This is a genomic window from Bradyrhizobium sp. SEMIA (assembly GCF_014844175.1).
Taxonomy (GTDB): domain Bacteria; phylum Pseudomonadota; class Alphaproteobacteria; order Rhizobiales; family Xanthobacteraceae; genus Bradyrhizobium; species Bradyrhizobium arachidis.
Genome location: NZ_CP046601.1, coordinates 6,643,419 through 6,665,941 on the forward strand (window position 1 = coordinate 6,643,419; position 22,523 = coordinate 6,665,941).

The following is a 22,523-nucleotide window of genomic DNA, read 5'->3' on the forward strand; positions in this document are numbered from 1 at the left end:
CGCTGGCCTCGCGCCGCGTACTCGACTGTCATCGCCCGACTTGATCGGGCGATCCAGTATTCCAGAGACGTCAGTCGTATACGGAGAGGCCGCGGCGTACTGGATGCCCCGGTCAAGCCGGGGCATGACAGCGGTATGCGGAGCGACGCTTCGCTTACCCCTTCCTCACATCCCCCGCTTCCGCCTCGCTCGCCTCCAGCGAGGCCGGCTCGATCCCGTAGCGCTTGGTCAGCGGCATCTGGGCGAGGGCGAAGATCATGGTGATCGTGGTGACGCCGAACACCTTGAAGTTCACCCAGAAGTCCGTGCTTTGCGTGCGCCAGACGATCTCGTTCAGCACCGCCATGCCGGCGAAGAACAGCGCCCAGCGCAGCGTGAGGATGCGCCAGCCCTGCGGCGTCAGATTGAACATCTGGTCGAACATCACGGCGATGAAGGAGCGGCCGAACAAGAGGCCGCCGCCGAGGATCGCGGCGAACAGGCCGTAGATGATGGTCGGCTTGACCTTGATGAAGGTCTCGTCGTGCAGCACCAGCGTCAGCGTGCCGAACACCAGCACGATGACGCCTGTGACGACCGCCATGATCGGGATGTGACGCGTCACCACATAGGACGCGATCATGGCCGCGACGATCGCGACCATGAAGGCGCCGGTGGCGGCGAACAGGTTGAACTTCGCATTGACGAAGAAGAACACGAGCAGCGGTCCGAGCTCGGTCGCAAGCTTGAACAGCGGGTGCGGCTGGGTCTTGTCCATTCGTCAGCTTTCGATTCCGGCGATCGCGCGGGCGAAATCGCGCGCGGTGAACGCGGCGAGATCGTCGACGCCCTCGCCGACGCCGATGAAATGCACCGGCAGTTTGAATTTCTCCGCGAGCGCCACCAGGATGCCGCCACGCGCGGTGCCGTCGAGCTTGGTCATCACGAGGCCGGTGACCCCGGCGGTGCGATGGAAGGCCTCGACCTGCGACAGCGCGTTCTGGCCCACGGTGGCGTCCAGCACAAGCAGCACGGCATGCGGCGCAGTGTCATCCACCTTGCGGATCACGCGCACGACCTTCTCGAGCTCGTTCATCAACTCGGCCTTGTTCTGCAGGCGCCCGGCGGTGTCGATCAGGAGCACGTCGATGCCCTGCTCTTTCGCCGCGGTCAGCGCGTTGAAGGCGAGGCTCGCCGAATCCGAGCCCTGCGCGCCCGCGATAACAGGCGTCTTGGTGCGCTCGCCCCAGACCTTGAGCTGCTCGATGGCGGCGGCGCGAAACGTGTCGCCGGCGGCCAGCATCACCTTGCGGCCTTCGGAGGCGAATTTCTGCGAGAGCTTTCCGATGGTGGTGGTCTTGCCGGAGCCGTTGACGCCGACCACGAGGATGACGAACGGCTTCTTGGCCGTATCGATCACGAGCGGTTTTGCCACCGGCGCCAGCACCTTCTCGACCTCGGTCGCGACGACGTCCTTGACCTCGTCCGCCGAGATCGCCTTGTCGTAACGACCCGTGCCGACGGCCTCTGCGATCCGCACCGCGACCGACGTGCCGAGATCGGCGCGCAGCAGCACGTCCTCGATGTCGTCGAGCATGGCGCGGTCGAGCTTGCGCTTGGTGACGAGATCGGCGACCGCGGTCCCGAGCGAGGACGAGGTCCGCTTCAGCCCGTTGGACAGGCGGCGCCACCAGCTCAGCTTGGGGGGATCTGACGTGGTATCGTTCATGGCGGGGGTGTGTTAGCCGTTCCGGCTGCCAAACGAAAGTCTTGACCGAAAGTCCTGCGATTGCTCGATGTTCCCCAATTGACCGCCGACGAGATCCTGGCCCGTGTGCTCCACCGCGACGGCCTGATGCTGATCATCGACAAGCCGGCCGGTCTTCCCGTGCATCGCGGCCCCAAGGGCGGCCCCAATCTGGAGGATTCCTTCGACGCGCTCCGGTTCGGCCTGCCGCGGCCGCCGGTGCTGGCCCACCGGCTGGACAAGGACACCTCCGGTTGCCTCGTGCTCGGCCGCCATCGCAAGGCGACGGCGTCGCTCGGCCTGCTGTTCAAGCACGGCAAGATCGGCAAAACCTACTGGACCGTGGTCGAGGGCGGCCCCACCGAGGACGAAGGCACCATCGACATGCCGCTCGGCCGGCTCAATGCCGAGCGCGGCTGGTGGCAGAAGCCGGATCCGGACGGGCAGAAGGCGATCACCAACTGGAAGGTGATGGGCCGGGGCGACGGTTTCACCTGGCTCGCCATGGAACCGGTGACCGGGCGGACCCATCAATTGCGGGTGCATTCGGCCGCATCCGGCTGGCCGATCTTCGGTGATAACATTTACGGCAACGGCCCGCGCTTCGGCGAGCCGAAGCTTCACCTGCATTCCCGCGAGATCGTGGTGCCGATCTCCCGGAACAAGGAGCCGGTCCGCGTGGTCGCGCCCGCCCCGCCGCATATGCATGAGAAGCTCAGGGCGTGCGGGTGGAACGGGGAATAGCGGCGCTGTCGCTTAACCTCTCCCGCTTGCGGGAGAGGTCGCGCCGAAGGCGCAGGTCATTGCCCATGGTTTACGAAACCTTCAGCGCGCCTCTAATGATAGCGGTTGCTTAGAACAAGCTTCCGTCAATCCGCTCAGGACGAGCCGCGCGTCATGTCCAAGGCCGAGCTATCGATCATCGACGAGGTCGAATCCGCAATCCGGATGGGCTCGGCGGAAAAGGGCCTGGAAACCGCCCGGCGCGTCACCGACCTGTTCCTCTCCTCCGCCGGCAGTTTCGACGACGAGCAGATCGCGCTGTTCGACGACGTGCTCGAGCGCCTGATCCGCACCATCGAGCTGCGCGCCATTGCCGACATCGGCGCGCGCGTCGCCCTCGCCGAGATCAGCGCGCAGCTCGCGCCGATCGCGCAGGCGCCGCCCTCCGTGATCCGCCGCCTCGCCAACAACGACGAAATTCGTATCGCCGGTCCCGTGCTGCAGGAATCCGCGCGCCTCGACGATGGCGAGCTGGTCAGGATCGCCTCCAGCAAAAGCGAGCCGCATCTGCTCGCGGTCGCCGGACGCTGGTGGCTGAAGGAGATCGTCACCGACGCGCTGCTGGCGCGGCGCTATCCCAGCGTCAGCCGCCGCCTCGCCGCCAATCCGGGTGCGCGCGTGTCGGGCAACGGATTTGCCATCATCGTCGGACAGGCCGAGGGCGATCCCGAGCTCGCCGTCAATGTCGGCGTCCGCGTCGATTTGCCGTCGGAGCTGCGCCGGCAATTGCTGCGCTCGGCAACGGATGCGGTGCGCACCCGCCTGCTGTCGCGCGCGCCGCCGCATCTATTCGAGGAAATCCAGAGCGCGATCACGGCCGTCACCGTCGGCGTCGAGCGCGAGATGTCTGCAGTCCGCGACTTCGAAGGCGCCAAGCGGGCGATCGCCAATCTCAAGGCGGCCGGCCAGCTCAACGAGGCGACGCTGCTCGGCTTCGCCACGCAGCGGCGCTATGAGGAGACCGTCGCGGCGCTGGCCGCGCTGTCTGGCTCGACCGTCGAGGTGATTCGCCCGCTGATGCAGAGCCTGCGCGACGACGGCCTGCTGGTGCCGTGCAAAGCGGCGCAGCTCCGCTGGGAAACCACGGCCGCCGTGCTCGAAAGCCGCTATGCCACCGGCGCGATGAAGTCGGCCGACCTTGCCAGAGCGCAGGGGCATTTTGCGCGGATGACGCCGGAGAACGCGCGGCGGACGCTGCGGTTCTGGCAGGTCAGGGCGCAGTAGGGCGCGCTGCACCCTCGGTGTCGTCCCTGCGAACGCAGGGACCCATAACCACAGGGAGAGGTTTGGCGACGACTAGCCGTTGCTCTGCTTCGTTGGGACAAGCACCGTTTTCGACCGATAGATCGCGCGGTATGGGTCCCTGCGTGCGCAGGGACGACGTTGAGGATAGAGCGCGGCGAAATTCCTCGCAGCCGGATTACGCGGTCAGCCGCTCACCATCACTGCCGGCGATCCTCAGCGGCACGACGCTCCCCACACGCTCGCCCGCGACCGCCACCGGCAGATAATGCTCCGTCCGCCCCTGCCCGTCGCTCTCGATCAGCACCTCGCGCGTTGCGCCGATCTCGGCTTGCAGCCTCCGACGCAGGGCCACTTCACCGGCTGCACGCAGCCGCTTCGCGCGCTGCTTGATCGCACCACCCGCGACCTGCGGCATGCGCGCGGCCGGCGTGCCGGGGCGTGGCGAGTACGGGAAGACGTGCAGGAAGGTGAGGCCGCATTCCTCGACGAGATCGAGCGAGCGCGAAAACATCTCCTCGGTCTCGGTCGGAAAGCCCGCGATGACGTCGGCACCCAGCGCAATGTCCGGGCGGAGGCGGCGGACCTGTTCGCAGAACGCGATCGCTTGCTTCCGCGAATGCCGCCGCTTCATGCGCTTCAGGATCATGTCGTCGCCTGACTGTAGCGATAGATGCAGATGCGGCATCAGCCGCGCATCGTCGGCGATGGCATCGAGCAGATCGCTGTCGGCCTCGATCGAATCGATCGAAGAGATGCGCAGGCGCTTCAACTCCGGCACATGCCGCAGGATCTGCTTGGTCAGCATGCCGAGCTTTGGTGCGCCCGGCAGGTCCGTGCCGTAGCTGGTGAGATCGACGCCGGTCAGCACGATCTCGGCATGACCGCGCTCCGCCAGCGTCCGGACCTGATCGACCACCGCGCCCATCGGCACCGAGCGCGAATTGCCGCGGCCATAGGGGATGATGCAGAAGGTGCAGCGATGGTCGCAGCCGTTCTGCACCTGCACGAACACGCGCGGCAGGCCGCTCGCAAAGCCGTCGATCAGATGCGGCGCCATCTCCTTGACCGACATGATGTCGCTGACGGCGATCTTTTGGCTGGCGTCGATGTCGAACGCGTCGCGGGTCTGGCGCCACGCATCGCTGCGCAGCTTGTCGTCATTGCCGACGACGCGATCGACCTCGACCATCTCGGCAAACATCGCGCTTTGCGTCTGCGCCGCGCAGCCGGTGACGACGATGCGCGCCGAGGGGCGCTCACGCTTCAGCTTGCGAATCGACTGCCGCGCCTGCGCCACCGCTTCGTTGGTGACGGCGCAGCTGTTGATGACGATGGTGTCTTCGAGGCCCGCGCCCTCGGCCTCACGGCGGATCACCTCGGCCTCGAAGGCGTTGAGGCGGCAGCCGAAGCTGACGACGTCGACGGCCATTACCCGACCGGCGCGAACAGCGCCGGATCGAAATTGCCTTCATATTCGAAGGTCGCCGTGCCGGTCATCAGCACGTGGTCGTCGCGCTCGCGCCATTCGATGCCGAGCTTGCCGCCGGGCAGCGTAATCTCGACATTGCGCTCCGCGCGCTTCAGCCGCGCAGCAGCAACGGCAGTCGCGCAGGCCGCCGAACCACAGGCCCGAGTCAGCCCTGCACCGCGCTCCCAGGTACGGATGGTGATGTGCTCGCGATCGACGATATGTGCCAGCGTGATATTGGCGCGCTCGGGGAAGATCGGGTGGTTTTCCAGTAGCGGACCGAAGCGGCCGAGGTCGTAAGCGTTGACGTCGTCGACCCAGAACACCGCGTGCGGATTGCCCATGCTCACGGCCGAGGGCGAATGCAGGATCGGATTGTCGATCGGCCCGATCTGCAATTCGATGTAGCGGGTATCGCGAAACTCCTCAGCGAGCGGAATGTCCTGCCAGCCGAATTTCGGCGCGCCCATGTCGACGGTGTAGAGATCGGGCGCCGGACCCTGCCAGGCATTGAGAAGGCCGGCCGCGGTCTCGAACGTCGCCGTGGTCTGGCCGGTCCTCTCGAAGATCCGCCGCACCACGCAGCGCATGCCGTTGCCGCAGGCGCCGGCCTCCGAGCCGTCATTGTTGTAGATGCGGATGAAGGCCTCGGTGCCATCGAGCCGCGGCTTCTGCAGCACCATGAGCTGGTCGTAGGGCACGCCGCCTTGCGCGGACGCCACCGCGCGGGCATCGTCCGGCGTCACCGGCGAGGCAGAATCGCGCATGTCGACAACGACGATCTCGTTGCCGATGCCGTTCATCTTGGCAAATGCGTGGTTGGCCAGCGCGCTCATGAAAATTCCCGAATTTCGCCTGCCTTATATGGCGATCCTTACCGGCTTGGCCAGCCATTTGGCGCCGGCCAGGGTGGCCTGCCAGGTGAACTGCCATGACGCATCTGTCATGGGACGAATTTGGCGCTCGCGTGTTAGAACGGCGCGACTCGCGCGGACCGGGACACGCGGGCGGGCACAAGGGTGGATTTAGGCCTTGGTACACAAGGCCTTGGGGAGAATAAAATGATCAGGTTTCGTCGTCTCGCTCTGGCCGCGCTGATCCCGGCGGCGGCCATGTCGATTGGCCTGTCCAGCGCGCCGGCGCACGACCCCGAGCCCGGTACCGGCCGCATCAGCAAGCCCAGCCCGGCAGCCCCGCCGCCCGCAGCCTCCGCCACGCCCGCCCCGGTGCAGACCGCCGACCCGTTCGGCCAGGAGACCACGCTCGAGGCCAAGAAGGTCGTGATGGTCAAGGGCACTGCCAATTGGGACTCGGCCTTCGACACCCTGATCGACGCATTCAAGGCGCTGAACACGCTGCTGGACAAGCAGGGCATCAAGGCATCAGGCAATTCGATGATCGTCTACACCTCGACCGACGACACCGGCTTCACCTTCCTCGCCGAGATTCCGGTCGAGCAGGATCCGAAGAACCTGCCCAAGGACATGAGCATCGGCAAGTCGCCGGAGGGCAAGGCGCTGAAATTCGTCCATCGCGGCTCCTACGACAACATGGACAACACCTATGAGGCGATCACCAATCACCTCGACGACAAGAAGCTGGAAGCCAAGGACACCTTCATCGAGGAGTACCTCACCGATCCCCTGAAGACGGCCGAGGACAAGCTGGTGATCAACGTGTTCGTGCCATTGAAGTGAGAGAGATGAAGAAGCCTGCCGTACTCGCCGCCGCTTTCGCCGCCACGCTGCTGGCAACGCCTGTGCTGGCCGACGATTTCCCCTCCGCCATCTCGGTAAGCGGCGAAGCCCATGTTTCCGCGGCACCGGACCTTGCGCAGATCGATGCCGGTGTCGCCAACGACGCCAAGACGGCGAAAGAGGCCTCCGATGCCAACAACGCCGCGATGGGCAAGGTGCTGCTGGCGCTGAAGGGCGCCGGGATCGCCGAGAAGGACTACCAGACCTCGCGCCTGTCGCTGCAGCCGCAATACGGCCAGAACAAATCCACCGGCGCCTCTCCTGTCGTCGGCTTCCGCGCCTCTAACCGCGTCACGGTGAAAATTCGCGACGTGACCAAGGTCGCCGGCATCATCGACACGCTGGTCAGCGCCGGCGCCAACGACATCGGCAACATCTCGTTCGAGGTGACGCAGGCCTCGAAGCTGCTCGACGATGCGCGCGAGCAGGCGGTGGCCGACGCGCGCCGCAAGGCCGAGATCTACGCCAAGGCCACCGGCGTGACGCTGGGTGCGCCGCTGAGCGTCTCCGAAGGCAGCGGCCCGGTGCCGCTGTTCAAGGCGCGGATGGCGACAGCGCCGATGGCGGCCCCCGCCGCGGTCGCGCCGGGCGAGGAGACGCTGTCGGTGACGGTGAATGTGAGCTGGGCGATCAAGCCGAAAGAGTAGCGGACGTAAGAGGCTCACGGCTCAACACAACAACGGTGTCGTCCCCGCCTAGTGCGCAATTGCGCACGGGCGCGGGGACCCATAACCACGGGGAGTGGTTGTGACGCGCAAGCGGTAACTCCGAGCCCTCGCCAAACTCCGCCCTGTGGTTATGGGTCCCGGGTTCGCGACTTCGTCGCGCCCCGGGACGACAGCGGAGAATGACGCCAAATCTCTGCTAAATCTCCACCACCTGCCCCGGCTTCATCGCGACGAACCGCTCCTGCGGAATCTTCGCGGCATCGAGCGCTTCCACCAGCGCTTTCGCCGGCGCATCGATCGCTTCGTCCGTCAGCTGGAACGTGCCGTGATGATGCCCGAGCGCGGCTTGCGCGCCGCAATCGGCCAGCGCTTTCACCGCGTCTTCCGGATTCATGTGCTGGTCGCGCATGAACCAGCGCGGCTCGTAGGCACCGATCGGCAGGATCGCGAGGCGCAGCGCCCCATGCTTCTCGGCGACGCTGCGAAAATGCCCGCCATCACCATAGCCGGAATCGCAGACGACATAGATTTTCCCGGCCGGCGTCTCCAAGACAAAGCTCGCCCACAGCGCCTTGTTGCGATCGAACACGCCGCGCGCGGTCCAGTGCCGGGTCGGCACCAGATGCACGGCAACGCCTTCGCCGAGCTCGACGCGATCGTGCCAGTCGAAGGCTTCAGCCTTGATGGTGCGATCGAAGCTCCGCATCGCCACGTCGTTGCCGAGCGGGGTGACCACGCGCGGGGCAAAATTCTTGGCAAGCCGCGACAGCGTCACGATATCGAGATGGTCGTAGTGCCCGTGCGAGACCAACACGACGTCGATCTTCGGCAGCTTCTCGAAAGCGATGCCGGGATCATTGTGCCGCTTCGGCCCCGCCCAGGCGACCGGCGAGACCCGCATCGACCAGACGGGATCCACCAGGATGTTGAGTCCGCCGGTCTGGATCAGCCAGCTGGCATGGCCGACGAAGGAGAGCCGCACCTTGTCGCCATCGACCCGCGCGGGCGGGATGTCGGCATGGGGGCTGGGGACCCAGTCCGGCCAGGTCTCACGCTTCCGGCCGCCGCCGAACTGCCAGCGCAGGACCTCGCCGAGCGATCGTGGCGACGCCCCGTTGGGATCGAAGAAGTGCAGGCCGTCGAAATGATCGGAGACGGGACCGTCATAGGTTTTCATACGGGACATCCAAACGGGCGGAACGCCGACCAGCGCGCCGGCCCCGGCCAGCACTCCGAACAGGCGGCGGCGGGTGATGCGCACGGGCGGCTTCAGCGATGATAGCGGAGGGAAGTCATGACCGGCTATATGGGCGGGACCGCCGAAAAAGGAACCCATCGCCGGAAGTGGCCAGATTTCAAGGCCTTATTTCAGGATTCGGCCCTGGCAAGGGCGCCTGGGCACCCTAACTTTCCTTGACTTTTGGGCGGGAGCGGCGTTTAACCCCGCCACTTTCTCGGAAAGGCTTTCTTTTCGACCCGCGACCGGCCCTGGAGGCCGGAGGTCAACGCCCGACAGCGCTGTGCGCCCTCGGGCGCAAAGGTGTTTGGACTTTCTCTCCCTCGCCCCGCTCTTGCGGGGAGAGGGTCGGGGTTGGGGCTCTCTCCGCGCGTGATGCGCGTTGATGGTCCCGTACCCCCTCACCCGCCGCTCAAGGGCGCGGCGACCTCTCCCCGCAGGCGGGGAGAGGTAATAAAGGACAACGGCATTGTTCGACAATCTGTCGGAACGGCTTGGTGGCATTCTCGATCGTCTGACGGGGCGCGGTGCGCTGACCGAAAAGGACGTCGACGCCGCGATGCGCGAGGTGCGCCGCGCGCTGCTGGAGGCCGACGTTGCGCTCGAAGTGGTGCGCAGCTTCACCGAGCGCGTCCGCGAGCAGGCGATCGGCGCCACCGTCGTCAAGTCGGTCACCCCCGGCCAGATGGTGGTCAAGATCGTCCATGACGAGCTGGTCAACACGCTCGGCGCGGAAGGCCAGACCATCGACGTCAATGCCGTGCCGCCGGTGCCGATCATGATGGTCGGTCTGCAGGGCTCGGGTAAAACGACCACCACCGCAAAGCTCGCCCGCCGCATGGTCCAGCGCGACAAGCGCAAGGTGCTGATGGCCTCGCTCGACGTCTACCGTCCGGCGGCGATGGAGCAGCTGGCCGTGCTCGGCCGCGACCTCGACATCCCGACCCTGCCGATCGTAGCGGGCCAGCAGCCGCCGCAAATCGCCAAGCGCGCGCTGGAAGCCGGCAAGCTTGGCGGCTACGACATCGTGCTGCTCGACACCGCCGGCCGCACTACACTCGACGAAGAGATGATGGCGGAAGCAGCCGCGATCAAAGCTGCGGCGAATCCGCACGAAGTGCTGCTGGTTGCGGACTCGCTCACCGGCCAGGACGCGGTGAACCTTGCGCGCGCATTCGATCAGCGCGTCGGCCTCACCGGCATCGTGCTGACCCGCGTTGACGGCGACGGCCGCGGCGGCGCCGCGCTCTCGATGCGCGCGGTCACCGGCAAGCCGATCAAGCTGATCGGCACCGGTGAAAAGACCGACGCGCTGGAGGATTTCCACCCCGATCGTATCGCCGGCCGCATCCTCGGCATGGGCGACGTGGTCTCGCTGGTCGAGAAGGCTGCGGCGAACATCGACGCCGAAAAGGCCGCGCGCACCGCCGAGCGCATGCGCAAGGGTCAGTTCGACCTCAACGACATGCGTGAGCAGCTGCTGCAGATGTCGAACATGGGCGGCATCAGCGGGCTGATGGGCATGATGCCCGGCATCTCCAAGATGAAGAACCAGATCGCGGCCGCCGGCATCGACGACAAGATCTTGAAGCGCCAGGTCGCGATCATCGATTCCATGACGCGCGACGAGCGTCGTCATCCCGACCTGCTGAAAGCAAGCCGCAAGAAGCGCATCGCCGCAGGCAGCGGCCAGAGCGTCGAGCACGTCAACAAGCTCTTGAAGATGCACCGGAACATGGCTGACGTGATGAAGGCCATGGGCTCGGGCAAGCGCGGCCCGCTCGCCGGCATCGCGCAGGCGATGGGCTTTGGCGGCGGCATGAAGATGCCCTCGCCGGAAGAGGTGAAGGCGCTGCAGGAGAAGATGCAGAGCGGCGGCGGACAAGGCCTGCCGAATTTGCCGAAGGATTTGCCGGCCGGTCTTCGCGGCGGCCTGCCCAACCTTCCTGGACTGACCGGGCTGAGCGGCAAGCCGACGCTGCCGGGCCTCGGCGGTTTCCCGGGCAAGAAGAAATGAGGAATTCGTCGCACGGGATCGCATCGGTCTCGCGTGACGCGGAATACCAATCAACCGAACAAAACGTACTTTGAAGGAGAACTGAATGTCCGTCGTTATCCGCCTCGCTCGCGCAGGCACCAAGAAGCGTCCCGTCTATCACGTCGTCGTCGCCGATTCGCGCTTTCCCCGCGATGGCCGCTTCATCGAGCGTCTCGGCTATTTCAATCCGCTGCTGCCGAAGGACAACGAGACCCGCCTGAAGCTCGACATGGAGAAGGTGAAGTCCTGGCTCGCCAAGGGCGCGCAGCCGTCGGACCGCGTGATGCGTTTCCTCGACGCCGCCGGCGTCAAGAAGCGCGAAGCGCGCAACAACCCCGAGAAGGCCGTGCCGCGCAAGGAGCGCAAGGCGCAGGCCGAAGCCGCCGCGAAGGCCTAAGGCCAGATCATGTCGGCGCTGGTCTGCGTCGCGCGGATCGGCGCCGCGCATGGTGTGCGCGGTGCGGTCAAACTATGGACCTTCACCGAAGATCCGTTTGCCGTGCGCCGCTACGGTCCGCTTCTCGCCAAGGACGGCAAGCGCCAGTTCGAGGTCGCAACGGCGCGCGAGGCAAAAGATCATCTGGTCGCGACGTTCAAGGGCGTCACGACCCGCGATGAGGCCGAGCGCCTCAACGGCATCGAGCTTTACGTTCTGCGCGAAAAGCTGCCCGCGACGGACGAGGACGAATATTACCATACCGATCTGATCGGGCTCGCCGCCGTCACCACCGACGGCGACGCGCTCGGCCGCGTGCTCGCGATCCATAATTTCGGCGCCGGCGACATCATCGAGATCGCGCCGCTCAAGGGGCCGACCATGCTGCTGCCGTTCTCGAACGCCGTGGTGCCCGAGGTCGACCTCAAAGGCGGCCGTGTCGTGATCGCGCTGCCGCAGGAGATCGAGGGCGATGATCAGGACGCCCCGAGTCGTCCTCGCGAAAGCGGGGACCCATAACCACGAGACGTGGTTTTGGCTAAGCTGGTGGCCCCGATCATCGCAAAACGAACTGCGGTGGTTATGGGTCCCGGGCTCGCGCTTCACGCGCCCGGGGACGACGAGAGTTGAGAGACCATGACAACCCCCTCACCCTGGCGCGCGACGGTGCTGACGCTGTTTCCGGAGATGTTTCCGGGGCCGCTCGGCGTGAGCTTGGCCGGCCGGGCACTCGCCTCCGGGCTGTGGGAGATCGAGGCGCGGGACATCCGGGCCTCCGCGACCGACCGGCACCGGAGCGTCGATGACACGCCTGCCGGCGGCGGACCGGGCATGGTGCTGCGGGCGGATGTTCTGGCGGCGGCGATCGATGCCGCCGAGATCGCTCCGGATCGGCCGCGTTTGCTGATGAGCCCGCGCGGTCGGCCGTTGACCCAGGCCCGCGTGGCCGAGCTCGCACAGGGGCCCGGCCCCCTGATCGTCTGCGGGCGGTTCGAGGGGATCGACCAGCGAGTGATCGATGCGCGGGGCCTCGAGGAGGTCTCGATCGGCGATTACGTGCTGTCTGGGGGCGAAATCGCAGCCCTGGCCCTGATCGACGCCTGCGTCCGGCTGCTGCCGGGGGTGATGGGCAAGGAAGCTTCGGGAACAGAGGAGAGCTTTTCCGACGGCCTGCTCGAATACCCCCAATACACCCGGCCGCAGCTGTTCGAGGGGGTTCCGATCCCGGAGGTTCTCACCTCGGGCGACCATGCCAAGGTCGCTAGCTGGCGGCGGGCGCAATCCGAGGCTCTAACCGAGGCCCGGCGGCCGGATTTATGGGCCCAAATCCCGCCCAAGCCCCCGAATCGGCCCCGTCGCCAAAAAACGCCAAAAAACAAGACAGACGGGTGACAAACGCTCCGGCTTGCCTTATAGGAGCGGCCACATCCGCAATGGCTGGATAAACGAATTTCGCGCAGCCCCCGTTTCCAAGGCTGGGCGCGCCGATGGAGATTTACCCATGAACCTGATCAAGCAGCTCGAGCAAGAGCAATTCGACAAGCTGTCCGCCGGCAAGGAGATTCCGGAATTCGCCCCCGGCGACACCGTGATCGTCAACGTGAAGGTCGTCGAAGGCGACCGCACCCGCGTGCAGGCCTATGAAGGCGTCTGCATCGGCCGTTCCGGCGGTGGCCTCAACGAGAGCTTCACCGTCCGCAAGATCTCCTATGGCGAGGGCGTCGAGCGCGTGTTCCCGCTGCTCTCCCCGATGATCGACTCGATCAAGGTGGTCCGCCGCGGCAAGGTGCGTCGCGCCAAGCTCTATTACCTCCGCAACCTCCGCGGCAAGTCGGCCCGCATCGTCGAGAAGCAGGACCGTCAGGCCGCCGTCGGCGAGTAAGCTTTCGCCACCAGGCAAGCTTTTCGAAAGCGCGGGGCTCGGCTCCGCGCTTTTTTGTTGCGTCAGCCGTGCGCGTCAAAGCCCTCGCGCTTCCAAATCGGCCTGCTATATATTCCTAGAATGTTTCCAGATCTGACCAGCTTCGTAAGCCCCCAGCGCATCGTCATCGACGATCGCTCGCGGCTGCCTGGCCGGTTCTTCGGACGCTTCGCGACCTCGGCAACGTCAGAGCTTACGCGCGCAGCCTAAAAGCTGCGCTGACGATTTTGTTGCCCCGCGCGCTCGCCGCGCTCATCGCTGACACACATTCCTTCGGAGCTTAAGCTCATGTCCAAGTCGACCACATTGTACGACAAGATCTGGAACGACCATCTGGTGCACGAAGCCGAGGATGGCACCTGCCTGCTCTATATCGACCGTCACCTGGTGCACGAGGTGACCTCGCCGCAGGCGTTCGAAGGCCTGCGCGCGACGGGGCGCAAGGTGCATGCGCCCGAGAAGACGCTCGCCGTCGTCGACCACAACGTGCCGACCACCGACCGCACCAAGCCCAATCCCGATCCTGAGAGCATCGAGCAGATCAAGGCGCTGGCCGAGAACGCCAAGGAATTCGGCATCGAATATTACAACGAGTTCGACAAGCGCCAGGGCATCGTCCACGTCATCGGCCCCGAACAGGGTTTTACGCTGCCCGGCACCACCATCGTCTGCGGTGACAGCCACACCTCGACGCATGGCGCGTTCGGCGCGCTCGCGCACGGCATCGGCACCTCCGAGGTCGAGCACGTTCTGGCGACACAGACGCTGATCCAGAAGAAGGCCAAGAACATGCGCGTCACCGTCGACGGCAAATTGCCCGACGGCGTGACCGGCAAGGACATCATCCTGGCAATCATCGGCGAGATCGGGACCGCGGGCGGCACCGGCTACGTGCTGGAATATGCCGGCGAGGCGATCCGTGCGCTCTCGATGGAAGGCCGCATGACGGTCTGCAACATGTCGATCGAAGGCGGCGCCCGCGCCGGCCTCGTTGCGCCCGACCAGAAGGCCTACGACTTCCTGCGCGACCGTCCGAAGTCGCCGAAGGGCGCGGCCTGGGACGCGGCGATGCGCTATTGGGAGGGCTTGCGCTCCGACGAAGGCGCGCATTTCGACCACGAGCTGCGCCTCGATGCGGCAAAACTGCCGCCGATCGTGACCTGGGGCACCAGCCCTGAGGACGTCATCTCGGTGACCGGCATTGTGCCCGATCCCGACAAGATCGCGGACGAGGCCAAGCGCATCTCCAAGCACCGCGCGCTGAAATATATGGGCCTGACCGCGGGGACGAAGATCACCGACATCAAGCTCGACCGCGTCTTCATCGGCTCCTGCACCAACGGCCGTATCGAAGATCTTCGCGCCGCCGCCAAGATCGCGGAAGGCAAGCAGGTTGCAGGCACCGTCAACGCCATGGTCGTGCCGGGCTCCGGGATCGTGAAGGAGCAGGCCGAGGCCGAGGGTCTGGACAAGATCTTCATCAAGGCCGGCTTCGAATGGCGCGAGCCCGGCTGCTCGATGTGTCTTGCAATGAACCCGGACAAGCTGAAGCCGGAGGAGCGCTGCGCCTCGACCTCGAACCGCAATTTCGAGGGTCGCCAGGGCTTCAAGGGCCGCACGCATCTGGTGTCGCCGGCGATGGCGGCGGCAGCGGCGATCGCGGGTCACTTCGTCGACGTCCGGGACTGGCGCTAAGCCCGTCCCTGCAATTTGAACTAACCCGGCAAACGGCCGTTAATCGGCAGCGCCGACAGTGTCCTCGCGACGATCTCGCGAGGACACCTCTGATGGCCAACAAGCCTGAATATGTCGATCTGATCAGCGAGGCGACGCGCCAGCACCGCCGGCGCGCGACGCCGCTGCGCATCGTCGCCAAGCCGGAGGTCGAGGAGACCTCGAAGCTCAGCCGCTGGCCGCCGGCGATGTTTCGGCAGTGGAAGGCCGAGACGCTGATGCGGTGGAAGGCTTCGTCCTGGAAGCTGAAGGATTGGCTCTAAGTGATGGTGTCATTCCGGAGCGCCCGAAGGGCGAATCCGGAATCTCGAGATTCCGGGTCTGGCGCTTGCGCGCCATCCCGGAATGACGGTTCTAACTCACCTCACCAATAGTACCGGTACGGGCGATGCCAATGGTGCCAGCGGCAGATGCGGCGCGGGCCGTAATAGGTCCAGATGATCCGGCAGCGGCGCGGATAGTGATAGTAGGGATAATAGCCGCCGTAATAATAGCGCCGGTGGAAGTGACGGTAGCCGTAATGCGGGCGATAGATCCCGTAGCGATGAAAGCCGCCGTAGCGGTGGAATCCGCCATAGCGATAGCCGCCGCCGTGAAACGCCGGCGCGGCGCGGAAGCCGCCGCCATGGAAACCACCGCCGCGGAAGCCGCCGAAATGTCCGCCGCCACCATGGAAGCCGCCGCCGCGGAAACCGCCGCCGCCGTGAAAACCTCCACCATGTCCGCCACCGCCGCCGCCGTGACGAACCTGCGTGACGAGATCGTCGGTCGCAGCTTTCGTCGCGGGTGACGCAGCCGGATTGATCAAGGTCAGCGCTTCAGCACGACGCGCAGTCCCGGCCGACAGCATCAACGTCGCGGCCGCCGCGATCCCGAGCAAGCGCATCGGGCTTGCCCTGAGACCCAAACTCCTCAGCATGGACTTCTCCCTGAAACTGGACAGCGGAGTTGCGACGCTCGTAACCGGCCCGCGTCATCCCTGTTCATTTGCAGCCGCTCCCAAGATTAAGTTAGGGACAGCGACGTGAATGCCCCATGAATGAACGACGTTGCAGGCAACGCGGTGCCGCGAGGTGAGGATTCGAGATGACTGTCTATGCGATTGCGCAATTGAAGGTGACGGACCGCGCGGCCTACGACCGCTATCAGGCGCGGTTCTTCGACGTGTTCAGGAAGTACAACGGACGCCTGCTCGCCGCCGATGAACATCCGCGCGTGCTCGAAGGCACATGGCCGCACGACAAGCTCGTCATGATGTCGTTTCCGGACGAGGCCGCATTCCTCGCCTTCTCGAATTCACCCGAGTACGAAGAGATCTCACGCGATCGCAAGGCGGGCGCGCAGGCGACGGTGCTGCTGGTCAAGGGATTTGCGCCCGCCGGTTAGCGGATCACCAGAACGGCCCGTAGCCGAGCACGAACGGCGCGGGCACGCCGTAGGGATAGGGACGGTAGTAGACCGGCCGCGCGTAGTAGCGGGGATCGCGGCGCACGGCGGGCCGCACGATGTCATGGGCTCGCGCGTGTCGTCGCGCATCGAAAACCGCGATCCCTGCCGAGGCCTCGGGTATCGCCATCCTGTGCGCAGCGGACGCGCAGGGCAGACCGGCGGCGAGCGTGACGGCAACGGCGACTAGTGCAATCGATCTTGCCATGACCACCCTCACGAGGCCTCCGCGCTGCGCATTGAACTCGGCCCGTCAGCCCCGCCGCCAGTAGCAGCTCATATGCGGCGTGATCACGGTGCCGCTGGGCCTGTGCTCCTGCACATAGGCGACGTTGCATTCGCGGACCGCATCGGGGCCCGGGTTGTAGCGCGGATAGACGCCGTCGGGGCTGTAATAGGGCGTGACGCGCAAGCGCGCCGGAGGCCGCCTGCGCGGCGGAGGGACGTCGTCAGGCGAGGCCACCTGGGCCAGCCGGATCTCGGGGCCGGCCGTCTGGGCTTGGGCCTGACATTCGGCGCCGACAAAAAAAGTCGAAAACAACCCCATGCACAGTAGAACCGGTATCGCTGTTCCCGCCCGCATCACACCCACCACTGACCTCTGCCAACCCCTTGAAGCGCCGTACGCTCCCCGTTTTCGCGCGCGGCGTCAACGCCCCATCTATAAAGCCGGATGCATCGCCGCGGAACCCGGGTTAAGAGTGACCCATGTGGACGGAATTGAAAGCGCCCTCGCTGGCCGAGATGGAAGCGATGGCTCACGACGTATTCGAGCGCCTGCCGGCGGAGTTTCTTAAGCTCTGCGAGGGCGTGATCCTTCGCGTCGACGACTTCCCGACCGACGAGGTGCTCGACGAGATGGAATGCGAGAGCGAGTTCGACCTGCTCGGCCTGTTCCAGGGCGTCGGCCTGCCCCAGCAGAGCTTTGGCGACGTGGCGCGGCTGCCCAACATGGTCTGGCTCTATCGCCGGCCGATCCTGGACTACTGGGCCGAGCACGACGAGAGCCTCGGCCACATCGTCCGCCACGTCCTGATCCACGAGATCGGCCACCATTTCGGCCTCTCGGACGATGATATGGCCGCGATTGAGGCCAAGGCGGAGTAGAGCGGTATCGAGCCGCGGGCTCCCTAGCCTCTCCCGCAAGCGGGAGAGGGGGCGCCCTCGGCCGTGGCTTGATCCAGCCAAGCAGACGAGATCTGCCGAATTCGGCCTAGGATTCCCGCTCCGTTCGCGATAAACACCGGTTCCCTGAACCACCCCTGGGAAAGCGCAACATGGACAAGTTCACTACGCTGGAAGGCGTCGCGGCGCCGCTGAAGATCATCAATGTCGACACCGACATGATCATTCCGAAGCAGTACCTGAAGACCATCAAGCGCACCGGCCTTGGCAAGGGGCTCTTCTCCGAGCAGCGCTACAAGGACGACGGCAGCGAGAACCCGGATTTCGTCCTCAACCAGCCCGCCTATCGCAACACGAAGGTGCTGGTCGCCGGCGACAATTTCGGCTGCGGCTCGAGCCGCGAGCACGCGCCCTGGGCGCTGCTCGACTTCGGCATCCGCTGCGTGATCTCGACCTCGTTCGGCGACATCTTCTACAACAACTGCTTCAAGAACGGCATTCTGCCGATCCGCGTCTCGCAGGAAGACCTCGACAAGCTGTTCGACGACGCCGAGCGCGGCGCCAACGCGACGCTGACGATCGACCTGCCGAACCAGGAGATCCGCGGCCCCGACGGCGGCAAGGTCAAGTTCGAGATCGACCCGTTCCGCAAGCACTGCCTGATCAACGGCCTCGACGACATCGGTCTCACCATGGAGAAGAAGGCCTCGATCGACGACTACGAGGACAAGCTCAAGCGCGAGCGCGCCTGGGCCTGAGTTCGACATCCCGTTCGAGCCCCGGCGCCTGGCGCGCCGGGGCTTTTTCTTTGCCCTCGATATACCCTATAGCTTTTCCCTGATGCTGCCCGACATCGTCACCTTCTGGCACGGCCCGATGGATGCGCTGCGCCAGACCTGTCTGCGCTCGCAGCTGGCCGCTGGCCACAAGGTCACGCTCTACAGCTTCGATCCCATTCCCGGCCTGCCCGCGGGCGTCGAGAACGCTGACGCCGAGGCGGTGCTGCCGCACGCGTTCTCCGAGCGCCTGCGGCCGCCGCAGCCGGACGGCAGCTGGCGCGACTGGACCACGCTTCAGTTCAGCGACTTCTTCCGCATGAAGCTGATGGCGATGGGCCTCGGTCTCTGGCTCGATGCCGACGTGGTGTTGCTGAGGCCGGTCGAGATCGATCCGGCAAAGCCGTACTTCGCCTGGGAGCGATCGCGCCGGCTCGGCAACTCCGTGCTCTATCTGCCGCGTGGACATCAGATCGTTCGCGCCTTCGAGGCGCTGATGGAGCAGGAGGAGCTGACGCCGGAATGGCTATCGCTGAGCCATCGTCTGAGCTTTGCGATGCGACGGCTGGGCGGCGGCTCGCAGCGCCTGTCCGACCTGCGCATCGCCATCTACGGGCCGCCGGCACTCACCATCCTCGCCAAGCGTTCGGGCGATCTTCAAAAGGCATTGCCGAAGAAATCGTTCTACGCGGTGCATTCCGAGCCGAAGTTGTTTTTCGAGCCTTCGAGCTATCTCGGCATCGTCACCGACCCCGAGGTGATCGGCCTGCACATCTCGGGCAAGGGACGCAGCAAGCAGCCGGCAGTGCCCGGCAGCCTCTATGCGTGGGCGACGGAGCGGTTCGCGTAGCGCCGCGCAGAAGACGCGCTCCCTCTCCCGCTTGCGGGAGAGGGTTGGGGAGAGGGTCTCTCCGCAACGAAGATTCCCCCAGAGGTGAAAGCCCTCACCCGGCGCGCGGGACGATGCTTCGCATCGCCCGGCCGCGGCCCCATTATCTCAATTTGATCCAGCGCAACGCGCCTCTGCATCATTGTGCGTAGTCTCGCTCCAAATCCACGATCCCCATGGAGCCTCGCATGAGCACCGCAAGCAGGCCGTATCCCATCGTCCAGGACCTCATCGAGTCCTTTGCCGCCTGGCTGAAGCATCGCCGCGAGATGAACGAGATGCGGCGGCTCGACCGCTCCGATTTCGACCGGATCGCGAGCGATCTCAGGATCGCGCCTGACGATCTCGAGGAATTGGTCCGCCACGGCCATCATGCCGCCGACGAGCTGCCGAAGATGCTGGAGCAGCTCGGCATCAACGCAGAGCGGCTCGGGCAGGCGCAGCCGCTGCTGCTACGCGACATGGAGCGGGTCTGCGCGCTCTGCACGCAGAAGCGACAGTGCGACCGCGACCTCACTGAGGGCACCGCCGCGGAGACCTATCACGGCTATTGCGGCAACGCCTCGACGCTGGAGTCGCTCGATCGCGCCGACCTCGCGCCGCACTGAGGCGACGCGCTCAATGCGCAACGCTCAGAAGCCGACCTTCTCGTTCACATAGAACGTGTTGAGGATGGTGACGCGGTCGCGATCGGTCTGGATCGGCGGGCGGCCGTGCCAGCTCATTCTGGTCAGGGTGTGATAGGCCTTCAGGACCACGAAGGCGTAGCCGACATTGGGCAGGAACGGGATCGTCTTCACCGGCTCGAGGCAATACGAGCCGACGTGAAACAGTCCCTTGAGCGAGGCCTGGTAGAGCGTCGTCCCCAAGGCTTCCTGGCTGGCGTCGGCCGGACAATAGAGCTGCATCGTCACGACCTTCTTGCGCGTGTCCGGATGCGGCTTGATCTGATAGCCGTCCCTGTCCACGTACACGACCGGCTTTGCCACCAACGTCAGATCCTCGGCTCTGGCTACCTTGTCGCCCTTGGCACGAATCTCCAGCCCGTCATGCAGCCGCTTCCGGATCGCCTGCTCGATGCTCTCTGACGTCAGCATGGCCGACACCGCGGCCCATGCCGGCCGCAGCGACGGCTCGATCTTGTCGACGTTCTCGCCGTAGAGGCGCAGCGCCATGCGCGTCCCGGTCCCGGTGATCGGATCGTAGCCCTGCGTGGGCACGCTCCGGATCAGGTCACGGTAGAAGTCGGCGGGAAAGAAATCGCGGAAGACGATGTGCGGAAACGGAGCCGCGGAATGATCGGCGGCCTCGATGCTGCGCACCGCGTGCGCGGTTAGTTCGTCAACCAGGTTGGCAGGAGCCGCGACTTCCGCAAGCGCCGTCATGGGGACACCTCGTCCAAGGTTGGGCCAAATATGTTCAACTGTTGCTGGAGTTAGCCTGCGACGTGGACCTGACGCAAGTCAACGGCGGCAATCGCGGCGGATATTCGCGCGGTCGTGATCAAAAAGCATCTCGGCGCCGCAGCATCAGACAAATCAAGGGATTAGCTGAGTTCCTGGCCGAAAATTCCCCTGCTCCGCCGCGCACGACGAAGCGCGTGCTCGGGCAATCTCAGCCCTTGCTCATCGCAGCGATCGCGTCCGCGATCTCGATCGTGCGGCGGGCCATGTCGGCATGCAGGCGCTCGACCATCGCGCCGTCGAGGCGGATCGCGCCGCGCGACACGTTCTCCGGCAGCTCGAACGCCGCGATGATCTTTCGCGCACGCGCGACTTCCTCCTCGGGCGGCGTGAAGATCACGTTGCAGGCTTCGATCTGCGAGGGATGAATCAGCGTCTTGCCGTCGAAGCCGAGATCGCGGCCCTGCGCGCATTCGGTGGCAAAACCGTCGGAATTGGCGATGTCGCTGTAGGGGCCGTCGAGGATCTCGAGGCCATGGGCGCGCGTCGCCAGGATGCAGTGCGTGATCATCGGGATCATCGCGGCGCGGCCCGGCAGCATGCGGATGCGCGTCTCGCGCGAGATGTCGTTCGGCCCGAACACGAATCCTGACAGCCGCGTGTTCGGATCGCGCCCGGCCGCGGCGAGTTCCTCGGCATGCAGCACCGCGCGCGCGGTCTCGATCATGGCCCAGACCTTGACGGTGGGCGCGGCGCCAAGCTCGGCCAGCTTGCGGCCGATCGTGTCGAGGTCCTCGACGCTGGAGACCTTTGGAACCAGGATGCCGTCCGGCGAGGCCTTGGCAGCCATCGCGACGTCGTCGGCCCACCAGGGCGTGTCGAGGCCGTTGGTCCGGATCAAAATCTCGCGCTTGCCGAACTCCTTGGCCGCGATCGCGGCGGCAATGCCGTCGCGCGCCACCGCCTTGGCGTCGGGCGCGACGGAATCTTCGAGATCGAGGATCAGGCCGTCGGCGGCGAGATTACGCGCCTTCTCCAGCGCACGGGGGTTGGAGCCGGGCATGAACAGATGGCTGCGGCGCGGGCGGGTCATGCTACGTTCCTTCCGGTTTCCTCGTGTCTATTCTGGTCGAAGCCGATAGCACTTGGCCTGCCTATTCGAAAGGCTTGTTCGTTCCCCGGCTCTATGGTTAGGCATAGGTCATGATCACATTCCCGAAGCATTTGCTGGAAGGCTACAAGGCCTTCGCCACCCAGCGGCTGCCGACCGAGCAGAGCCGCTACCGCGAGCTGTCGGTGAAGGGGCAGTTCCCGGAAGTGATGGTGATCGGCTGCTGCGACAGCCGCGTCTCGCCCGAGGTGATCTTCGACGTCGGCCCCGGCGAATTGTTCGTGGTCCGCAACATCGCCAACCTGGTGCCGGTGTACCAGCCCGACGGCAACGCGCATGGCGTCTCGGCGGCGCTGGAATATGCGGTGACGGTGCTCAAGGTGAAGCACATCGTGGTGCTCGGCCACGCGCAATGCGGCGGCATCCGCGCTTTCGTCGACAAGATCGAGCCGCTCACGCCCGGCGACTTCATCGGCAAATGGATGCAGATGTTCATCAAGCCGGGCGAAGTGGTGGAGCAGCGCGACCACGAGAGCATGGCGCAGTTCGTCGAGCGCATCGAGAAGGCCGCGGTGTTCCGCAGCCTGGAGAACCTGATGACGTTCCCGTTCGTGCAGAAGGCCGTCGAGGGCGGCCAGATGCAGACCCACGGTGCCTATTTCGGCGTCGCGGAGGGGACCCTGTTCGTGCTGGACAAGGCGAGCAAGGAATTCAAGAGGGCTAATGGCGAATAGGGGATGGCGAATAGCCTATTCGCTAT

General features: G+C 65.4%; 27 protein-coding genes. 17 read left to right on the forward strand and 10 right to left on the reverse strand.

What is annotated here, in order from left to right:
- Nucleotides 1–154: 154 nt before the first annotated feature.
- Both FOM02_RS31985 and ftsY read right to left on the reverse strand, forming a co-directional pair.
- Nucleotides 155–757 (reverse strand): septation protein A, encoded by a 603-nt coding sequence (locus tag FOM02_RS31985; RefSeq protein ID WP_092217835.1) that lies wholly within the window; start codon nucleotides 755–757, stop codon nucleotides 155–157.
- Between the two features lie 3 nt (nucleotides 758–760).
- Nucleotides 761–1,708 (reverse strand): signal recognition particle-docking protein FtsY, encoded by a 948-nt coding sequence (gene ftsY, locus FOM02_RS31990; protein ID WP_027561847.1) that lies wholly within the window; start codon nucleotides 1,706–1,708, stop codon nucleotides 761–763.
- A 60-nt stretch (nucleotides 1,709–1,768) separates the two neighbouring features.
- On the opposite strand from ftsY, the gene FOM02_RS31995 reads away from it, so the two are divergent.
- Both FOM02_RS31995 and FOM02_RS32000 read left to right on the forward strand, forming a co-directional pair.
- A complete protein-coding gene (locus tag FOM02_RS31995) occupies nucleotides 1,769–2,470 on the forward strand; it encodes an RluA family pseudouridine synthase (RefSeq protein WP_027561846.1) in 702 nt (233 codons plus the stop codon).
- A gap of 153 nt (nucleotides 2,471–2,623) precedes the next feature.
- The gene (locus tag FOM02_RS32000; protein WP_027561845.1) at nucleotides 2,624–3,733 is read left to right on the forward strand and encodes a DUF2336 domain-containing protein; all 1,110 of its coding nucleotides are present in this window, start codon (nucleotides 2,624–2,626) and stop codon (nucleotides 3,731–3,733) included.
- Nucleotides 3,734–3,929: 196 nt separating this feature from the next.
- Here the strand turns inward: FOM02_RS32000 and mtaB are convergent, their stop codons facing one another.
- Together mtaB and dapF are read right to left on the reverse strand one after the other, a co-directional pair.
- Nucleotides 3,930–5,183, reverse strand: a complete 1,254-nt coding sequence (gene mtaB / locus FOM02_RS32005; RefSeq protein ID WP_027561844.1) for a tRNA (N(6)-L-threonylcarbamoyladenosine(37)-C(2))-methylthiotransferase MtaB — start codon at nucleotides 5,181–5,183, stop codon at nucleotides 3,930–3,932.
- The gene (gene dapF, locus FOM02_RS32010) at nucleotides 5,183–6,058 is read right to left on the reverse strand and encodes a diaminopimelate epimerase (RefSeq protein ID WP_027561843.1); all 876 of its coding nucleotides are present in this window, start codon (nucleotides 6,056–6,058) and stop codon (nucleotides 5,183–5,185) included. The genes mtaB and dapF overlap by 1 nt, the downstream gene beginning before the upstream one ends.
- Nucleotides 6,059–6,283: 225 nt before the next feature.
- Here dapF and FOM02_RS32015 point away from each other — a divergent pair, with 225 nt between their 5' ends.
- Together FOM02_RS32015 and FOM02_RS32020 are read left to right on the forward strand one after the other, a co-directional pair.
- Nucleotides 6,284–6,919, forward strand: a complete 636-nt coding sequence (locus tag FOM02_RS32015) for a GyrI-like domain-containing protein (RefSeq protein ID WP_265440562.1) — start codon at nucleotides 6,284–6,286, stop codon at nucleotides 6,917–6,919.
- Nucleotides 6,920–6,924: 5 nt separating this feature from the next.
- Nucleotides 6,925–7,626, forward strand: coding sequence for an SIMPL domain-containing protein (locus FOM02_RS32020; protein WP_027561841.1), 702 nt, complete (start codon nucleotides 6,925–6,927; stop codon nucleotides 7,624–7,626).
- Nucleotides 7,627–7,843: 217 nt separating this feature from the next.
- On the opposite strand, the gene FOM02_RS32025 is transcribed toward FOM02_RS32020, so the two are convergent.
- A complete protein-coding gene (locus tag FOM02_RS32025) occupies nucleotides 7,844–8,908 on the reverse strand; it encodes an MBL fold metallo-hydrolase (protein WP_027561840.1) in 1,065 nt (354 codons plus the stop codon).
- A 445-nt stretch (nucleotides 8,909–9,353) separates the two neighbouring features.
- On the opposite strand from FOM02_RS32025, the gene ffh reads away from it, so the two are divergent.
- The 7 genes from ffh (at nucleotide 9,354) to FOM02_RS32060 (ending at nucleotide 15,276) form a co-directional block, all read left to right on the forward strand.
- Nucleotides 9,354–10,901, forward strand: coding sequence for a signal recognition particle protein (ffh, locus tag FOM02_RS32030; RefSeq protein WP_027561839.1), 1,548 nt, complete (start codon nucleotides 9,354–9,356; stop codon nucleotides 10,899–10,901).
- Between the two features lie 85 nt (nucleotides 10,902–10,986).
- Nucleotides 10,987–11,319 (forward strand): 30S ribosomal protein S16, encoded by a 333-nt coding sequence (gene rpsP, locus FOM02_RS32035; protein WP_027561838.1) that lies wholly within the window; start codon nucleotides 10,987–10,989, stop codon nucleotides 11,317–11,319.
- Between the two features lie 9 nt (nucleotides 11,320–11,328).
- Nucleotides 11,329–11,877 (forward strand): ribosome maturation factor RimM, encoded by a 549-nt coding sequence (rimM, locus tag FOM02_RS32040; protein ID WP_027561837.1) that lies wholly within the window; start codon nucleotides 11,329–11,331, stop codon nucleotides 11,875–11,877.
- Between the two features lie 117 nt (nucleotides 11,878–11,994).
- On the forward strand, nucleotides 11,995–12,750 hold the full coding sequence (gene trmD, locus FOM02_RS32045) for a tRNA (guanosine(37)-N1)-methyltransferase TrmD (protein ID WP_027561836.1): 756 nt from the start codon (nucleotides 11,995–11,997) through the stop codon (nucleotides 12,748–12,750).
- Between the two features lie 109 nt (nucleotides 12,751–12,859).
- Nucleotides 12,860–13,240 (forward strand): 50S ribosomal protein L19, encoded by a 381-nt coding sequence (gene rplS / locus FOM02_RS32050; RefSeq protein WP_027561835.1) that lies wholly within the window; start codon nucleotides 12,860–12,862, stop codon nucleotides 13,238–13,240.
- 327 nt (nucleotides 13,241–13,567) lie between these two features.
- Nucleotides 13,568–14,974: a 3-isopropylmalate dehydratase large subunit gene (gene leuC, locus FOM02_RS32055; RefSeq protein WP_027561834.1), complete on the forward strand. Its 1,407-nt coding sequence runs from the start codon at nucleotides 13,568–13,570 to the stop codon at nucleotides 14,972–14,974.
- Nucleotides 14,975–15,066: 92 nt separating this feature from the next.
- Nucleotides 15,067–15,276 (forward strand): hypothetical protein, encoded by a 210-nt coding sequence (locus FOM02_RS32060; RefSeq protein WP_027561833.1) that lies wholly within the window; start codon nucleotides 15,067–15,069, stop codon nucleotides 15,274–15,276.
- A 101-nt stretch (nucleotides 15,277–15,377) separates the two neighbouring features.
- Here FOM02_RS32060 and FOM02_RS32065 read toward each other — a convergent pair whose 3' ends face one another.
- A complete protein-coding gene (locus FOM02_RS32065) occupies nucleotides 15,378–15,932 on the reverse strand; it encodes a hypothetical protein (protein WP_027561832.1) in 555 nt (184 codons plus the stop codon).
- A 167-nt stretch (nucleotides 15,933–16,099) separates the two neighbouring features.
- Between FOM02_RS32065 and FOM02_RS32070 the strand changes: the two genes are divergently transcribed.
- A complete protein-coding gene (locus tag FOM02_RS32070; protein ID WP_027561831.1) occupies nucleotides 16,100–16,399 on the forward strand; it encodes a DUF1330 domain-containing protein in 300 nt (99 codons plus the stop codon).
- A gap of 4 nt (nucleotides 16,400–16,403) precedes the next feature.
- Here the strand turns inward: FOM02_RS32070 and FOM02_RS32075 are convergent, their stop codons facing one another.
- Together FOM02_RS32075 and FOM02_RS32080 are read right to left on the reverse strand one after the other, a co-directional pair.
- Nucleotides 16,404–16,667 carry a hypothetical protein gene (locus FOM02_RS32075; protein WP_265440563.1) on the reverse strand — a complete coding sequence of 88 codons (264 nt, stop codon included), beginning with the start codon at nucleotides 16,665–16,667 and terminating at the stop codon, nucleotides 16,404–16,406.
- A gap of 45 nt (nucleotides 16,668–16,712) precedes the next feature.
- Nucleotides 16,713–17,006, reverse strand: coding sequence for a hypothetical protein (locus FOM02_RS32080; RefSeq protein WP_027561829.1), 294 nt, complete (start codon nucleotides 17,004–17,006; stop codon nucleotides 16,713–16,715).
- Between the two features lie 161 nt (nucleotides 17,007–17,167).
- Here FOM02_RS32080 and FOM02_RS32085 point away from each other — a divergent pair, with 161 nt between their 5' ends.
- The 4 genes from FOM02_RS32085 (at nucleotide 17,168) to FOM02_RS32100 (ending at nucleotide 19,857) form a co-directional block, all read left to right on the forward strand.
- A complete protein-coding gene (locus FOM02_RS32085; RefSeq protein WP_027561828.1) occupies nucleotides 17,168–17,566 on the forward strand; it encodes a metallopeptidase family protein in 399 nt (132 codons plus the stop codon).
- Nucleotides 17,567–17,736: 170 nt separating this feature from the next.
- Complete coding sequence (gene leuD / locus FOM02_RS32090; RefSeq protein WP_027561827.1) at nucleotides 17,737–18,342, forward strand: 3-isopropylmalate dehydratase small subunit; 606 nt, start codon at nucleotides 17,737–17,739, stop codon at nucleotides 18,340–18,342.
- 82 nt (nucleotides 18,343–18,424) lie between these two features.
- Nucleotides 18,425–19,210, forward strand: a complete 786-nt coding sequence (locus FOM02_RS32095) for a hypothetical protein (protein WP_027561826.1) — start codon at nucleotides 18,425–18,427, stop codon at nucleotides 19,208–19,210.
- A 227-nt stretch (nucleotides 19,211–19,437) separates the two neighbouring features.
- Nucleotides 19,438–19,857, forward strand: coding sequence for a DUF6455 family protein (locus tag FOM02_RS32100; RefSeq protein WP_027561825.1), 420 nt, complete (start codon nucleotides 19,438–19,440; stop codon nucleotides 19,855–19,857).
- Between the two features lie 24 nt (nucleotides 19,858–19,881).
- Here FOM02_RS32100 and FOM02_RS32105 read toward each other — a convergent pair whose 3' ends face one another.
- Together FOM02_RS32105 and FOM02_RS32110 are read right to left on the reverse strand one after the other, a co-directional pair.
- Nucleotides 19,882–20,634: a hypothetical protein gene (locus FOM02_RS32105; protein ID WP_027561824.1), complete on the reverse strand. Its 753-nt coding sequence runs from the start codon at nucleotides 20,632–20,634 to the stop codon at nucleotides 19,882–19,884.
- Nucleotides 20,635–20,863: 229 nt separating this feature from the next.
- A complete protein-coding gene (locus FOM02_RS32110; RefSeq protein ID WP_027561823.1) occupies nucleotides 20,864–21,745 on the reverse strand; it encodes an HpcH/HpaI aldolase/citrate lyase family protein in 882 nt (293 codons plus the stop codon).
- Between the two features lie 110 nt (nucleotides 21,746–21,855).
- Here FOM02_RS32110 and FOM02_RS32115 point away from each other — a divergent pair, with 110 nt between their 5' ends.
- On the forward strand, nucleotides 21,856–22,497 hold the full coding sequence (locus FOM02_RS32115) for a carbonic anhydrase (RefSeq protein ID WP_027561822.1): 642 nt from the start codon (nucleotides 21,856–21,858) through the stop codon (nucleotides 22,495–22,497).
- The last annotated feature ends 26 nt before the right edge of the window (nucleotides 22,498–22,523 follow it).